General features: G+C 66.9%; 16 protein-coding genes. 13 read left to right on the forward strand and 3 right to left on the reverse strand.

Annotated features, from left to right (window positions below):
* The first annotated feature begins 33 nt into the window (after positions 1-33).
* The 10 genes from ppcA (at position 34) to CDA09_RS14665 (ending at position 7,270) form a co-directional block, all read left to right on the forward strand.
* Positions 34-1,494, forward strand: coding sequence for a phenylphosphate carboxylase subunit alpha (gene ppcA, locus CDA09_RS14620; protein WP_121429319.1), 1,461 nt, complete (start codon positions 34-36; stop codon positions 1,492-1,494).
* Positions 1,495-1,503: 9 nt separating this feature from the next.
* Positions 1,504-1,761 (forward strand): phenylphosphate carboxylase subunit gamma, encoded by a 258-nt coding sequence (gene ppcG / locus CDA09_RS14625; protein WP_121429320.1) that lies wholly within the window; start codon positions 1,504-1,506, stop codon positions 1,759-1,761.
* A 71-nt stretch (positions 1,762-1,832) separates the two neighbouring features.
* Positions 1,833-3,179 (forward strand): UbiD family decarboxylase, encoded by a 1,347-nt coding sequence (locus tag CDA09_RS14630; RefSeq protein ID WP_121429321.1) that lies wholly within the window; start codon positions 1,833-1,835, stop codon positions 3,177-3,179.
* 13 nt (positions 3,180-3,192) lie between these two features.
* Positions 3,193-3,792, forward strand: a complete 600-nt coding sequence (locus CDA09_RS14635) for a UbiX family flavin prenyltransferase (protein WP_121429322.1) — start codon at positions 3,193-3,195, stop codon at positions 3,790-3,792.
* Entirely contained in the window at positions 3,789-4,226 is a 438-nt protein-coding gene (locus CDA09_RS14640) for a DUF120 domain-containing protein (RefSeq protein WP_121429323.1), read from the forward strand. Before CDA09_RS14635 ends, CDA09_RS14640 begins: the two co-directional genes overlap by 4 nt.
* Before the next feature lie 19 nt (positions 4,227-4,245).
* Complete coding sequence (locus tag CDA09_RS14645) at positions 4,246-4,794, forward strand: NUDIX hydrolase (protein ID WP_121429324.1); 549 nt, start codon at positions 4,246-4,248, stop codon at positions 4,792-4,794.
* Between the two features lie 8 nt (positions 4,795-4,802).
* Positions 4,803-5,270, forward strand: coding sequence for a PNPOx family protein (locus tag CDA09_RS14650; RefSeq protein WP_121429325.1), 468 nt, complete (start codon positions 4,803-4,805; stop codon positions 5,268-5,270).
* A gap of 26 nt (positions 5,271-5,296) precedes the next feature.
* A complete protein-coding gene (locus CDA09_RS14655; RefSeq protein ID WP_286164150.1) occupies positions 5,297-5,464 on the forward strand; it encodes a hypothetical protein in 168 nt (55 codons plus the stop codon).
* Positions 5,461-6,297, forward strand: coding sequence for a metallophosphoesterase family protein (locus CDA09_RS14660; protein WP_121429326.1), 837 nt, complete (start codon positions 5,461-5,463; stop codon positions 6,295-6,297). The genes CDA09_RS14655 and CDA09_RS14660 overlap by 4 nt, the downstream gene beginning before the upstream one ends.
* Positions 6,298-6,340: 43 nt before the next feature.
* Positions 6,341-7,270, forward strand: coding sequence for a SphA family protein (locus CDA09_RS14665; RefSeq protein ID WP_121429327.1), 930 nt, complete (start codon positions 6,341-6,343; stop codon positions 7,268-7,270).
* A gap of 43 nt (positions 7,271-7,313) precedes the next feature.
* On the opposite strand, the gene CDA09_RS14670 is transcribed toward CDA09_RS14665, so the two are convergent.
* The gene (locus tag CDA09_RS14670; RefSeq protein WP_121429328.1) at positions 7,314-7,532 is read right to left on the reverse strand and encodes a hypothetical protein; all 219 of its coding nucleotides are present in this window, start codon (positions 7,530-7,532) and stop codon (positions 7,314-7,316) included.
* A gap of 156 nt (positions 7,533-7,688) precedes the next feature.
* Between CDA09_RS14670 and nudC the strand changes: the two genes are divergently transcribed.
* A complete protein-coding gene (gene nudC / locus CDA09_RS14675; protein WP_121429329.1) occupies positions 7,689-8,507 on the forward strand; it encodes an NAD(+) diphosphatase in 819 nt (272 codons plus the stop codon).
* Positions 8,508-8,526: 19 nt separating this feature from the next.
* Here the strand turns inward: nudC and CDA09_RS14680 are convergent, their stop codons facing one another.
* Entirely contained in the window at positions 8,527-9,105 is a 579-nt protein-coding gene (locus tag CDA09_RS14680; RefSeq protein WP_121429330.1) for a hypothetical protein, read from the reverse strand.
* Between the two features lie 368 nt (positions 9,106-9,473).
* Between CDA09_RS14680 and CDA09_RS23385 the strand changes: the two genes are divergently transcribed.
* Together CDA09_RS23385 and CDA09_RS14690 are read left to right on the forward strand one after the other, a co-directional pair.
* Positions 9,474-10,166 carry a PDZ domain-containing protein gene (locus CDA09_RS23385; protein ID WP_164844428.1) on the forward strand — a complete coding sequence of 231 codons (693 nt, stop codon included), beginning with the start codon at positions 9,474-9,476 and terminating at the stop codon, positions 10,164-10,166.
* An 89-nt stretch (positions 10,167-10,255) separates the two neighbouring features.
* Entirely contained in the window at positions 10,256-10,831 is a 576-nt protein-coding gene (locus tag CDA09_RS14690) for a hypothetical protein (RefSeq protein WP_128106574.1), read from the forward strand.
* Positions 10,832-10,866: 35 nt separating this feature from the next.
* On the opposite strand, the gene CDA09_RS14695 is transcribed toward CDA09_RS14690, so the two are convergent.
* On the reverse strand, positions 10,867-12,810 hold the full coding sequence (locus CDA09_RS14695) for a B12-binding domain-containing radical SAM protein (protein WP_121429332.1): 1,944 nt from the start codon (positions 12,808-12,810) through the stop codon (positions 10,867-10,869).
* Between the last annotated feature and the right edge of the window lie 224 nt (positions 12,811-13,034).

The following is a 13,034-nucleotide window of genomic DNA, read 5'->3' on the forward strand; positions in this document are numbered from 1 at the left end:
GCGAACAGCATATTCCTCACCAAGGAGACAGACGTGGGAAAGATTTCGGCACCCCGCAACAACCGTGAATTCGTCGAGGCATGCGTCAAGTCCGGCGACGCGGTGCGCATCAAGCAGGAAGTGGATTGGGATAACGAGGCCGGCGCGATCGTGCGCCGCGTGTGTGAACTGGGCGAAGCCGCGCCCTTCATGGAGAACATCAAGGATTATCCGGGCTTCAGCTACTTCGGCGCCCCGCTCTCCACCTACCGGCGCATGGCGATCGCGCTGGGCATGGATCCGGCCTCCACCCTGCCGCAGATCGGCGCGGAGTACCTCAAGCGCACGAACAGCGAACCAATCGCGCCGGTCATCGTCGACCGCCGCGACGCGCCGTGCAAGGAGAACATTCTGCTCGGCGACGACGTCGACCTGTGCAAGCTGCCGGTGCCGCTGGTGCATGACGGCGACGGCGGGCGCTACGTCGGCACCTGGCACGGCGTCATCACCAAGCACCCGGTGCGCGGCGATGTGAACTGGGGCATGTATCGGCAGATGATGTGGGACGGCCGCACGATGTCGGGCGCGGTGTTCCCGTTCTCGGACCTCGGCAAGACGCTGACCGACTACTACCTGCCGCGCGGTGAAGGCTGCCCCTTCGCGACCGCGATCGGGCTGTCGCCGCTCGCTGCGATGGCGGCCTGCGCGCCCTCGCCGATCCCGGAGCCCGAGCTGTGCGGCATGCTCGCGGGCGAGGCGGTGCGTCTGGTGAAGTGCGAGACCAACGACCTCGAAGTGCCGGCCGATGCCGAAATCATCATCGAGGGCATGATCCTGCCCGACTACAAGGTCGAGGAAGGCCCGTTCGGCGAATACACCGGCTACCGCACCAGCCCGCGCGACTTCCGCGTGACCTTCCGCGTCGATGCGATCACCTATCGCAACAACGCGACGATGACGATCTCGAACATGGGCGTGCCGCAGGACGAGGGCCAGTTGCTGCGCTCGTTCTCGCTCGGGCTGGAGCTGGAGAAGCTCTTGAAGAGCCAGGGCATCCCGGTGACCGGCGTGTATATGCACCCGCGCTCGACGCATCACATGATGATCGTCGGCGTGAAGCCGACCTACGCCGGCATCGCGATGCAGATCGCGCAGCTCGCGTTCGGCTCCAAGCTCGGCCCGTGGTTCCACATGGTGATGGTGGTCGACGACCAGACCGACATCTTCAACTGGGACGAGGTCTATCACGCGTTCTGCACGCGCTGCAATCCCGAGCGCGGCATCCACGTCTTCAAGAACACCACCGGCACGGCGCTCTATCCGCACGCGACGCCGCACGACCGCAAGTACTCGATCGGCTCGCAGGTGCTGTTCGACTGCCTGTGGCCGGTCGATTGGGACAAGACCAACGACGTGCCGTCGGTCGTCAGCTTCAAGAACGTGTACCCGAAGGACATCCAGGAGAAGGTCCTCAACAGCTGGGCCGATTACGGCTTCCGCGGCGCGAAGAAATAAGGAGCGGTCATGGCAAACAAGTGGGAAGTGTTCGTGATGGACCTCGCGGAACTCGCCGAGGGCAAGGAGCTGGAACTGACGATCCGCACGCTCAACGACGGGCTGCACAAATACACCTACCAGCGCGCGAAGGTGGAGGTGTCGAGCAGGCTCGACCAGTTCGCCGACAGCCTGCAGGTGCGGCTGGGGCGCGGGCAGCTGAGTGACCGGAAGTTCTCGATCCGGGTGATCGAACGGGTGGAGCGTTTGCCTGAGCGGTACCGGTAAGCAGACCGAACCGGGCGGGCCACGAGGCTCGCCCGAAGCATCCACGTATCATCGAACGGAACGCGAAAACGATGGCCTACCCCGACCTGCGCAGCTTTCTGGCCGACCTCGGCGACGACCTGCTGCACGTGCGTGACGAGTTCGACCCGAAGTTCGAGATCGCGGCCGTACTGCGCAGCCTACCGGCCGACGCGCCCGCGGCGATCTTCGAGAACGTGCGCGGCTACCCCGGCGCGCGCGTCGCCGGCAACCTGTTCGGCGCCCGCCGCCGCGTCGCGCTCGCTTTCGGCACGACGGAAGACCGGCTCGCGCAGGCCTGGCTCGCGAACAAGCAGCGCGCGATCGCGCCGGTCGTCGCGAAGAGCGCGCCGGTGCAGGAAGTCGTGCACGAATCCCCCGACGAGCTGCTGTCGCTGCTACCCATCCTGACCCATCACGAGAAGGACGGCGCACCGTTCATCACGACCGGCGTCGTGCTGTGCACCGACCCCGCCACGGGACGGCGCGGCATGGGCATTCACCGCATGATGGTGAAGGGCGGACGGCGGCTCGGCGTGCTGCTCGCCAATCCGCCGCTGTCGCAATTCCACGCGAACGCCGAGGCGGCGGGACGGCCGCTCGACGTCGCCATCGCGCTGGGCCTGGAGCCCGCGACGCTGCTCGCGTCGGTCGTGCGCAGCGGCCCGCAGGGGCCGGACAAGATGGCCGTCGCGGGTGGGCTGCGCGGCGAACCGGTCGAACTGGTGCGCGCGCGCAGCGTGGACGTCGAAGTCCCGGCGCGCGCCGAGATCGTCATCGAAGGCCGCATCCTGCCGGGCGTGCGCGAGAGCGAAGGCCCGTTCGGCGAGAACACCGGCTATTACTTCACCAACGTGAGCCCCGTGATCGAAGTCACCGCGGTCACGCACCGCGACAACTTCATCTACCCCGGCCTGTGCCCGTGGTCGGGCGATGTCGACACGCTGCTCTCGCTCGCCGCCGGCACCGAACTGCTCGGTCAGCTGCAGACGATGGTCGCAGGCGTCGTCGATCTCGACCTGACGGGCGGAACAGCCGGCTTCTCGGCCGCAATTGCGGTCAGGAACTGCCCGCGCCACGAGGCGCGCCGCCTCGTGATGCTCGCGCTGAATCTCGACAAGCGGCTGAAGACCGTCACCGTCGTCGATGACGACGTCGACATCCGCGACCCGCGCGCGGTCGCGTGGGCGATGGCCACGCGCTATCTGCCCGAACGCGACACCGTGATCCTCGGCGGCGCCGAAGGCTACGTCATCGACCCCTCTTCCGCCGGCAGCAGTGCCGGCTCCAAGGCCGGCTTTGTCGCCACTCGCGGCGCCGGCCCCGAATTCGACCGCATCACCCTGCCCGCCGCCGCGCTGGCGAAGGCGCAGGCCCTGCTCGCAACGCTGCACAAATAACGGAGACAGCACCATGAGAATCGTCGTCGGCATTTCCGGAGCAAGCGGTGCGATCTACGGCATCCGCATCCTCGAAGCCCTCAAGCATGCTGGCGTCGAGACCGACCTCGTGATGTCCGACTCGGCCAAGCGCACGATCGTCTACGAGACCGACTACTCGATCAACGACGTCAAGCGCCTCGCCTCCTGCGTGCATGACAACAACGACGTCGGCGCCTCCATCGCGAGCGGCTCGTTCAAGCACGCCGGCATGATCATCGCGCCCTGCTCGATCAAGACGCTCTCCGCGGTCGCCAACTGCTTCAACACCAACTTGCTGATCCGCGCCGCCGACGTCACACTCAAGGAGCGGCGCAAGCTCGTGCTGATGCTGCGCGAGACACCGCTGCACCTCGGCCACCTGCGCCTGATGACGCAGGCCACCGAGACCGGCGCGGTGCTGGTGCCGCCGCTGCCCGCCTTCTACCACCGGCCCAAGACCATCGACGACATCATCAACCAGTCGGTGACCAAGGTGCTCGACCAGTTCGACCTCGACGTCGACCTCTTCGGCCGCTGGACCGGCAACGAGGAGCGCGAGCACGCCAAGTCGCAGCGGGAGCAGCCGGCATGATGACCACCGCCACCAGCCTCGAACTCGAAGGCGAAGTCGCCGCAGGGCTCGGCGAAGGCTCGCGCTTCACCGCGATCGACTGGGTGATCCTCGAATTCCGCAGGAAACTGGGCTTCATCCCGTGGCCAGGCACCTTCAACCTGCGCATGCGTGGCACGGCCTGGGACTGGGCGCGGTCCCGCCTGCGCGCCGCCGCCGGCATCGCGATCACGCCGCGCGACGGTTTCTGCGCCGCGAAATGCTTCGGCGTGCATATCGCCGGCCACCTCACCGGCGCGGTCGTGTTCCCGGAAATGCCCGACTACCCGGACGACAAGTTCGAGATCGTCGCACCGCTGCCGATCCGCGAGACGCTCGGCCTGCAGGATGGCGACCTCGTGAACCTGCGCCTCGATCTTTTCCAGTCCGCCCGCGACGGCGCGGCGGCCGCCTGATCCCTCAAGGAGACCCATCATGGCCCACAAGTTCTGCCCGCAATGCAGCACGCCGCTGGTCCTCGCGAAGATCCACGGCCGCGAGCGCGAGACCTGTCCGGCCTGCGGCGAGACGGTCTTCCACAAGCCCTCGCCGGTCGTGCTGGCCGTGATCGAGCATGCCGACCAGCTCGTGCTGATCCGCCGCAATCTCGCCCCCCTCGCCGGCTACTGGGCGCCGCCCGGAGGCTACGTCGAGCTGGGCGAATCGCTCGAGGACGCTGTCGTGCGCGAGGCACGCGAGGAGACCGGGCTGGAAGTCGCCGTCGACGGGCTGATCGGCGTCTATTCGCAGACCGGCGCGCGCGCCGTGATCCTCGCCTTCCGCGCGCACTCGGTCGCGGGCGAACCGGTCGCGGGCGACGACGCTGGCGAGCTGGCCCTCATCGCGCCGGGCCAGATGCCCAACCAGGCCCCGCCCGAGGGCGCGCCGCTGCTCGACCGCTGGTTCTACGACGTCATTCACGAAGTCACCGCACCGTGGAAGTGGGGGCGCCAGACGAGCGCCCGGACAATGATGAGGAGATAGGAGAAACCATGAGCACCGCAGCCCCGATCACCCCGGACATGCCCGCCAACCTGCTCGACTACCTGCGTCGCGGCGGACCGGCCCTGCTGCTGACGACCGGCACCGACGGCTATCCGAGCTCGGCCTATACCTGGGCCGTCGCCCTCAACGGCAAGCGCCTTCGCTTCGGCGCGGACCAAGGCGGCTCCGGCTACGCCAACCTCCAACGCACCGGGCAGGCCGCGATACACATCATCGGCCCGGGCAATCTTGCCTTCCTCGTCAAGGGCACGACGCGGTTTCTCAAGGAGCACATCAGTGCCGCGTCGCCCGCCCGCATGGCGCTGTTCGAACTGGAAGTGGTCGGCGCCCGCGACCAGTCCTTCCCTGGCGTCACCGCCAAGCCCTTCACCTACGAATGGCCGGCTGCGCAGCGCGAGGCGCTGACGAGGATGGAACAGTCGGTCTTCACCGAAATGCGCGATTTCGCGAAGTAACAAACGCCGCGCCCTCCGCATCACCCGTGAGCAAGGTCAAGCACATGGACGAGATGGACATCGAAATCGAGCTGTGCAAGGGCACCGCCCCCGAGGTCGTGCGTTCGATCGCCAAACGCCTCGACTCGATGCTCGCGTTCCGCCCGCGCGTGCATAACGTCGGGCGCAGCTTCCACGTGAATCGCGCTGCATGAAGTTGCGCTGGGCTGCCTGCCGCTCCGATCCCGGACAGCGTGCGCCGTCCGCGCGCACCCCGGCCGGGACCGTCGTGTATGCGATCGGCGACATCCACGGCCGCCTCGACCTGCTCGATGCCCTGCTGCACGGCATCGCACTGGACGCAAGACTGCGCCGCGCCGAGCGCCGCGTGCTGGTGTACCTCGGCGACTACGTCAGCCGCGGCCCGGACTCGCGCGGGGTCGTCGAGCGCGTGATCGGCTGGCGGCCGGAAGGCTTCGAGGTCGTCGCGCTGAAAGGCAACCACGAGGAAGTGATGCTGCGCTTTCTCGACGGCGAGCTCTTCGTCGGCGGGCACTGGATGGACTATGGCGGCGCCGACACCCTCGCCCACTACGGAGTGGCGGTTGATGACCCGTCATGTCGCGATCCGGAAACGCTGGCGCGCCTGTGTGCACGCCTTAATGGCAGCATCCCGCCCGCGCATCTCGCCCTGCTGCGCGGGCTCGCGACGAACCACCGCGAAGGCGACTACCTCTTCGTGCACGCCGGCGTCCTGCCCGGCATCCCGCTCGACGAGCAATCCGAGCGCGACTTCGTGTGGATCCGCAGGCGCTTCCTCGTCTCGGATCGCGACCATGGCGCGGTGGTCGTGCACGGCCACTGCATCTCCGAGCACCCCGAGGTGCGCCACAACCGCATCGGTATCGACACCGGCGCCTGGCGCAGCGGCGTCCTCACCTGCCTCGTGCTCGACGGCACCGAGCGCAGCTTCCTGCAGGCCACGACGGACAACGGTAATGGCCCGGCCGAGGCCAGGGGCGCTGTTTGCCCTGATTCGTGCCAATGAAAGGCATTGCTTCAGCACATCAAAACAACCAGGAGGAGGAAGCATGAGATTCAAGCAGATCTGCGTGGCGGTGGCCCTGTCCGGGCTGGTCGCGGGCGGTGCATTTGCGAAGGAAGGTGGTGACCAGTACCCCAACGGCGGCGAGAACTTTTACGCCGGCGCCCTTCCCCCGCCGGGCGACTACTTCCTGAACTACTTCGGCTATTACAACGCCAAGCTGCGCGACGGGGACGGCGACAAGGTAAAGGGCGCATCGGTGCACGCGTGGTTCGACGCGCTGCGCTACGTGAAGGTCACCGACAAGCAGATTCTCGGCGGCAACTGGGCGATGCACGCGATCCTGCCGATCGTGAACCAGACCGTGAAACTCGGCGGCAGCAGCAAGACCGTGACCGGCCTCGGCGACCTCGTGTTCTCCCCGCTCGTGATCTCGTGGCACGCAGGAAACTGGCACTGGGCGACCGCGCTGGACATCTACGCGCCCACCGGCAAATACAAGTCGGGCGACCCGCGCGAGAGCATCGGCGCCAACTACTGGAGCGCGGAGCCGGTGTTCGCGGCGACCTGGCTGAACGAGGCCGGCTGGGAGGCGTCGGCCAAATTCATGTACAACATCAAGGCGAAGAACAAGGATTTCCGTCCTGCCCCCGGGGCGCCGAGGATGGATTACGAGTCGGGCGATGAATTCCACGTCGACTACTCCGCGTGCAAGCGCTTCGGGCCGTGGGCCGTCGGCCTCGCGGGCTACTACGTCAAGCAGACGACGAACGACAAGCTCAACGGCCGCACGATCTCGTCGGCGCTCGGACCATGGTCGTCCGGACGCAAGGGGGAGGCGTTCGCGATCGGCCCGAGCGTCAGCTACACGACGAAGACCGGCACCGCGCTGATGGCGGTCTGGCAGCACGAAACCGAAGCCGAAAACCGCTTCCGCGGTGACAAGGCGTGGATCAAGCTGGTGATGCCGTTCTGACAAGCCCGCGCGCCGCTGCCTGCATCACGGGCAGCGGCGTGCCTCAGAACGGCAGCCGGCGCTTCGGAGGCTGGACCGGCTTCTTCGCTGGCTCCGGCTTCACGGCCTTCACGGGTTTGCGCGGGAGATTCATCTCCTCGCGCGCAAAGCGCACCTTGCCTTCCAGCACGCAGCCACGCATGCCCGGTTCGCACACCGCGCCCTGCACGCGCTGGCACACGCCGTCGAGATCGTGCGGACAACTCCACGCACCGCTGCTCATCCCGAAACCCTCCGCTTGCTTCCGAAAGTCCGACCATAACCCGGAACGGCGTCACCGGAAATGATCGATATCAAACTGTGCAAGTCACGCGCTTGCGCAGGGACGGCGCGCCCCGCATCATGGCCCCACCTTTCGCCCACGTTCGCCCACCCCGCCATGTTCACTCCCGGATACCGTTCGCCCGCCCCACCTGCCGCCGCCGACCTGTGCTTCGTGTTCCGCAGCAACAGCGTGCTGGTCTTCGCCACCGGGGGCGACACGCGGGTGCCCGCGCGCAACGAGCTGCGCGGCCTGGAAGCGGCCGGGACGCACTACGTGGGCCTGCTCGCGGACCGGCACTGCTACGCGATGACCGTCGGGACGGAGGCGCCGGCCCCGGACGGCATGGAGTGGCGCGACCTGCGCAGCCTGTTCGGACGCATCGACGAGATGCTCTTCGGCGTCGCCGGACGCGCGATCCAGATCGTGCAGTGGGACCTCACGCACCGCTATTGCGGCCGCTGCGGCACGGCGACGGCGCCACACGCGAACGAACGTTCGCGCGTGTGCCCCGGCTGCGGCATGGTCCACTACCCCCGCCTCGCCCCCGCCGTGATGGCGCTGGTGCGCCGTGGCGACGAACTGCTGCTCGCGCGCTCGCCGCACTTCCCCGAAGGCATGTTCAGCGCGCTGGCCGGGTTCGTCGAACCGGGCGAATCGCTGGAGCAGACGCTCGCGCGCGAGGTGCGCGAGGAGGTCGGCGTCGAGGTCGCCAACGTGCGCTACTTCGGCAGCCAGTCCTGGCCCTTCCCGCATTCGCTGATGATCGCCTTCGTCGCCGACTACGCGGGCGGCGCGATCGTTTGCCAGCCCGACGAGATCGAGGCCGCCGCCTGGTTCACGATCGACCGCCTGCCGCGCCTGCCGCACCGCTTCAGCATCGCCCGTCGGCTGATCGACGCGACGGTGGACGCGATCGCGGCGGGCGCCGAGTGAAAACCGGCGCCCGCGCCGATCAGGCCGCGGCGCGGCGATCCGGAAAATCGATGACGGTATCGCGCTGGCGGCGCTCGGCGTACAGCGAATCCTCCAGCCCGCTGCTGCGCCCGGCAGCAACGTACCCGGCCGGCACCTTGCCGGCGACCGCCGCGAGGCTGCCCTGCGAGCCGGCCAGCAGTTCGTAGCACGACGCGGCAAGCGCCTCGATCCGTCGGGCGTTCCGGGCGTGCAGCGGCGAGAAGGCGTCGTCGGTCGATGCGGCGGGGTTCGACTGCTGCCGCAAGGCCAGTTCGGCGATCGCGATGTTCGCCGCCTCGTTCTGGATCTGGTAAAGCCGCTCGCGCAGCGCAACGAGCACCGTGTTCATGCGTGCGATGGTGCGCATCGTCGGCAGGCGCCGCATCGCGCCCTCCTCGGCCCGATCCGTCCATTGCGCGAGGCCGTCATCGACGGTCGCACGCGCCAGCTGCCACGCCACTTCGGCGTTCAGGCGCTGTTCCCATGCCACGTCGCGTGCCTCGGTTTCGCCGATCGGGGGGATGAACTCGTTCTCGAGTTCGATTACGGACAGTAGTTCGGTCGTTGCAGTGGTCATCGCGGTCTCCTGTACTGAACCTGGTTCGGACGCGGTCTTGTGCCGCTTCACCGATCGATACTAAACGCACCTCTTTGCAAAATTATTATCTGAATCAAAGGCTTTTCCGATACCGCGGGCGCGGTATCGGTCCTACCCGTATTCGGATCCCCGTTGGACCGAACGGCGCCCGGGGGGTTCGCGAAACCGGCACTGCTCAACGCGCATCTCCGCAAACATTGCTTACATTTGCCGTGGATCAAGACGGGAAGAATTTCAGGCGAATAGCATAGTCCGTGAACGCAGTCGCATCGAACAAACCATCCGCCTCCGTGCCTTCCGATGGCCACCGGAAAGGCCTGCATCGCGGACCGCCGGGGATTTCACGAATGCTGCGTCCTACCCTGATTCCCATCATCGCGATCAGCGTCATCAGCGGCTGCGCATCCATCGTCAGCGGACAGAATCAATCCCTCTCCGTGACGACACCCGGCTGCCCCGGCGCAAGCTGCGAGCTGAGCAACGATAAAGGCCGCTGGTATGTGCCGACCACCCCTGCAACGGTGACGGTAAACCGGTCGTATGCCGACCTTCTGGTCCGCTGCACGAAGACCGACCATGAGCCGGCCATCGAGTCGGTAAAGTCCGGTACCAAAGGAATGGCCTTCGGCAATATCGTCTTTGGGGGCGTGATCGGCGCCGGCGTCGATATCGTCAATGGATCCGCCTATGACTATCCGAACGAAATCAGCCTGCCGATGAAGTGCGCGCCGGGCGACAAAATCGCCACGCAACGCGCATTTACCCTGGGCTGCCGGGTCGTGGAACTGGCTGAGGCGCGGGCGGGGCTGAGTCGTGAAGCGCCCGTGCGGGAAGGCGTCGTGGTTACGGCGATCGATCGGGGAGGCCCTGCCGAGCGCGCCGGGCTGCAGGTCGGCGATCTACTCTTCGAGTTCGACGGAGCCGGCTTCGAGAATTCGGTCGAACTCAAGGAACTGTTGTCGAGGCACGACGCGAGCCGTGCCTTCCGCATCCGTTACTGGCGAGACGGCGCGTTTGGCGAGGCCGAATTGAAACCCTAGGGAGACATATCATAACAACCGCCCGACGCCTTACTCCGCTCCTCGTCGCCGCCGCACTCACCGCAGGCGGCTGCTCGTTTCAGGCGGGCGTGAATCCGACCTATTTCCAGTATCAGCCCCACAGCTACGACGCGAGGATCTCCGGCGTGGGAGCAGTCGAGATGCCCCGTGCGACGCAGGAGGAAGTGTTCAGCGGCAAGCCAACCAGCTTCACGGGAGGCGGGACCACCCTGACGCTGCCGCTTGGCAACATTACGCGTGATGCGGCCAACCTCGCCTTCAAGGACGTGTTCTCGGGTGGCGTGCGGGTCGTCGAATCGGCGTCGGGCGCGAAGGATTTCATCGCCGTCATTCGACCGAAGGTTTCGCGCTTCACCTACGAATACAACCAGTTGAAGAACGTCGGGTTCGCCGTGACGCCAACGGCCGTGATCAGCCTGTCCGTGACATTGGCGGACGCCGAGGGCAAACCGCGTTGGGAGCGCACCTTCGAATCGGGCAACTTCGAGGGCGAAAGTTACATGATCTCCGGCAGCCCGGGAGAAGAAATCTCCAAGGCCACCCACAAGGCCATGATGAAGGTGATGCAGGAGGCCGCCGACACGATCCACTCGGAACTCCGGACCAATCCTCCGTCGCCGCCGAAAGGCGAAAAGGCTTTGTGATCAGAATCCCGGCGGCGGCCACGGCCGCTCGCGCGTCAGGCGGCGTTGCCCGAGATCCGTGACCGCAGCGCCCGCGCGATGAAGTTGCGCGGCACGCGGGTGCGCGGGACGCGGTCGGCGAACCAGCCGCGCACGTCCTGCTCCAGGCCGATGCCGTGCATGTAGTTGTACAGCGCCTTGTTGAGGGCGATGCCGAGCGTGTCGTGATCGACGCCGGTTGGATCGACGAAGCGCACGTCGTTCTTGGCGAAGGTGATGGGCGGCAGCGGGACGAGCTTCACGCCGAACGCGTCCGGGTCCTGGCCGACCGGCGAATGCACCGTGCACGCGAAGCGATGGAAGAAGCCGGACTGGATGCAGCCGGATTCGAACAGCTGGCGCACGTATTCGAGCGCGTCGACGGTGTCCTGCACGGTCTGGGTGGGGAAGCCGTACATCAGGTAGGCGTGGACGAGGATGCCGACCTCGGTGAAGGCGTTGGTGACGCGCGCGACCTGATCGACCGACACGCCTTTCTTCATCAGCTCCAGCAGGCGGTCGGAGGCCACTTCCAGACCGCCCGAGACCGCGATGCAGCCGCTCTCGGCAAGCAGACGGCACAGCTCGGGCGTGAAGGATTTTTCGAAGCGGATGTTGCCCCACCACGAGATCGCCACGCCGCGGTCGAGGAGTTCCTGCGCGAGCGCCTTCAGCGCCTTCGGCGGTGCGGCTTCGTCGACGAAGTGGAAGCCGGTCTGCCCCGTCTCGGCGATGATCGCCTCGATGCGATCAACGAGCGTCCTGGCGCTGGCGCCGTCGTAGCGCGAGATGTAGTCGAGGCTCACGTCGCAGAAGCTGCACTTCTTCCAGTAGCAGCCGTGCGCAACGGTGAGCTTGTTCCAGCGCCCGTCCGACCACAGGCGGTGCATCGGGTTGAGCATGTCGAGCACCGACAGGTAGCGGTCGAGCGGCAGGCCGTCCCAGGTGGGAGTGCCGACTTCGGCGAAGGCGATGTCGGCCTCGCCGATGTTCACGTAGCGCACTTCGCCGTTTTTGCCCTTGTCACCCTCGGCGTCACGAAAGAAGGTGCGCACCAGGCGCGAACGGCCGCGCCCGCCCTGCAGGTGGTCGAGCAGCGCGAGGATCGGGCGCTCGCCGTCGTCGAGCGTCACGTAGTCGAAGTAGTCGAAGACGCGCGGCTCCTTCAGCTCGCGCAGTTCCGTGTTCACGAAGCCGCCGCCCAGCACCGTGACGATCTTCGGGTCCTGTGCCTTGATCGCCTGCGCGATGCGGAAGGCGCCGTACACCGCGCCGGGGAACGGGATCGACAGCAGCACGACCTGCGGTGCATGGCGGGCGATCGCATCGTGCGTGAGTTTGCGCAGCGTCTCGTCGACGAGGTTCAGGGGCTCGGCGAGCGCGGCGGCCAGCGGCTCGAAGCTCGCCTGGCTCTGCGCCAGCGATTCGGCGTAGCGGACGAACTCGAAGCGCGGATCGACCGCTTCGCGCAGCACGTCGGCCACATCGTTGAGGTACAGCGTCGCGAGGTGGCGCGCGCGGTCTTCCAGCCCCAGCGCGCCGAAGGCCCACGCGAGCGGATCGCCGCCTTCCGGGTCGATATACACGTCCAGCGACTCGAAGCGCGAGCCTTCGGGCAGGAAACTGCGGCTGCAGATGCGGTGCGCGAGCGTCGGATCGCGCCCCTGCAGGAACGCGACACCCGGATCGATCGTCGTGCGGTAGCGCTCGAACTGCGCGAGGAAGGCCTGCACGCGCGGGCTGCGCTGGCGCTCGGGCGTCGCCTCGATGCGGCTGCGGATCTCGACCAGCCCGTCGCGCGAGAAAAGGCGCAGCACGAGCGCCAGCGCGAGGTCCTCCTGCACCGCATCGACGCCGCGCGAGTGCAGGAAGCCGGTGAGATAGGCGGTGGACGGGTACGGGGTGTTGAGTTGCGTCATCGGCGGGATCACCGACAGGACGCGCAGGGGAGTCTCTGGCATGGCGGGCGGCAGCCGCGGAGGGCACCCGCCTCGTGCAAGGGGCGGCGCTCCGCGGATACCGAATCGTTCCGGTAATGGAACGGTGAAGCATACGGGCTAATCCTCCGATCGCCAACGGCAGCGGGGCCCCGCAGGGCCCCTGTCGCCGGCGACAAGTCACCAGAAGAAGAAGCGCAGGAGTTCTCCGAAAAGCCCGAAGAAAAACAGCGCGGTCAGCGAAGCGT

This window comes from Azoarcus sp. DN11, assembly GCF_003628555.1.
Taxonomy (GTDB): domain Bacteria; phylum Pseudomonadota; class Gammaproteobacteria; order Burkholderiales; family Rhodocyclaceae; genus Aromatoleum.

What these genes read in the sequence shown, in the direction of transcription:
- CDA09_RS14640 (WP_121429323.1), top strand. Translation starts at nt 3,789, where the DNA reads ATGATGACCACCGCCACCAGCCTCGAACTCGAAGGCGAAGTCGCCGCA.
- CDA09_RS14660 (WP_121429326.1), top strand. Translation starts at nt 5,461, where the DNA reads ATGAAGTTGCGCTGGGCTGCCTGCCGCTCCGATCCCGGACAGCGTGCG.
- CDA09_RS14645 (WP_121429324.1), top strand. Translation starts at nt 4,246, where the DNA reads ATGGCCCACAAGTTCTGCCCGCAATGCAGCACGCCGCTGGTCCTCGCG.
- CDA09_RS14630 (WP_121429321.1), top strand. Translation starts at nt 1,833, where the DNA reads ATGGCCTACCCCGACCTGCGCAGCTTTCTGGCCGACCTCGGCGACGAC.
- CDA09_RS14695 (WP_121429332.1), bottom strand. Translation starts at nt 12,810, where the DNA reads ATGCCAGAGACTCCCCTGCGCGTCCTGTCGGTGATCCCGCCGATGACG.
- nudC (WP_121429329.1), top strand. Translation starts at nt 7,689, where the DNA reads ATGTTCACTCCCGGATACCGTTCGCCCGCCCCACCTGCCGCCGCCGAC.
- CDA09_RS23385 (WP_164844428.1), top strand. Translation starts at nt 9,474, where the DNA reads ATGCTGCGTCCTACCCTGATTCCCATCATCGCGATCAGCGTCATCAGC.
- CDA09_RS14635 (WP_121429322.1), top strand. Translation starts at nt 3,193, where the DNA reads ATGAGAATCGTCGTCGGCATTTCCGGAGCAAGCGGTGCGATCTACGGC.
- ppcG (WP_121429320.1), top strand. Translation starts at nt 1,504, where the DNA reads ATGGCAAACAAGTGGGAAGTGTTCGTGATGGACCTCGCGGAACTCGCC.
- CDA09_RS14680 (WP_121429330.1), bottom strand. Translation starts at nt 9,105, where the DNA reads ATGACCACTGCAACGACCGAACTACTGTCCGTAATCGAACTCGAGAAC.
- CDA09_RS14670 (WP_121429328.1), bottom strand. Translation starts at nt 7,532, where the DNA reads ATGAGCAGCGGTGCGTGGAGTTGTCCGCACGATCTCGACGGCGTGTGC.
- CDA09_RS14650 (WP_121429325.1), top strand. Translation starts at nt 4,803, where the DNA reads ATGAGCACCGCAGCCCCGATCACCCCGGACATGCCCGCCAACCTGCTC.
- CDA09_RS14665 (WP_121429327.1), top strand. Translation starts at nt 6,341, where the DNA reads ATGAGATTCAAGCAGATCTGCGTGGCGGTGGCCCTGTCCGGGCTGGTC.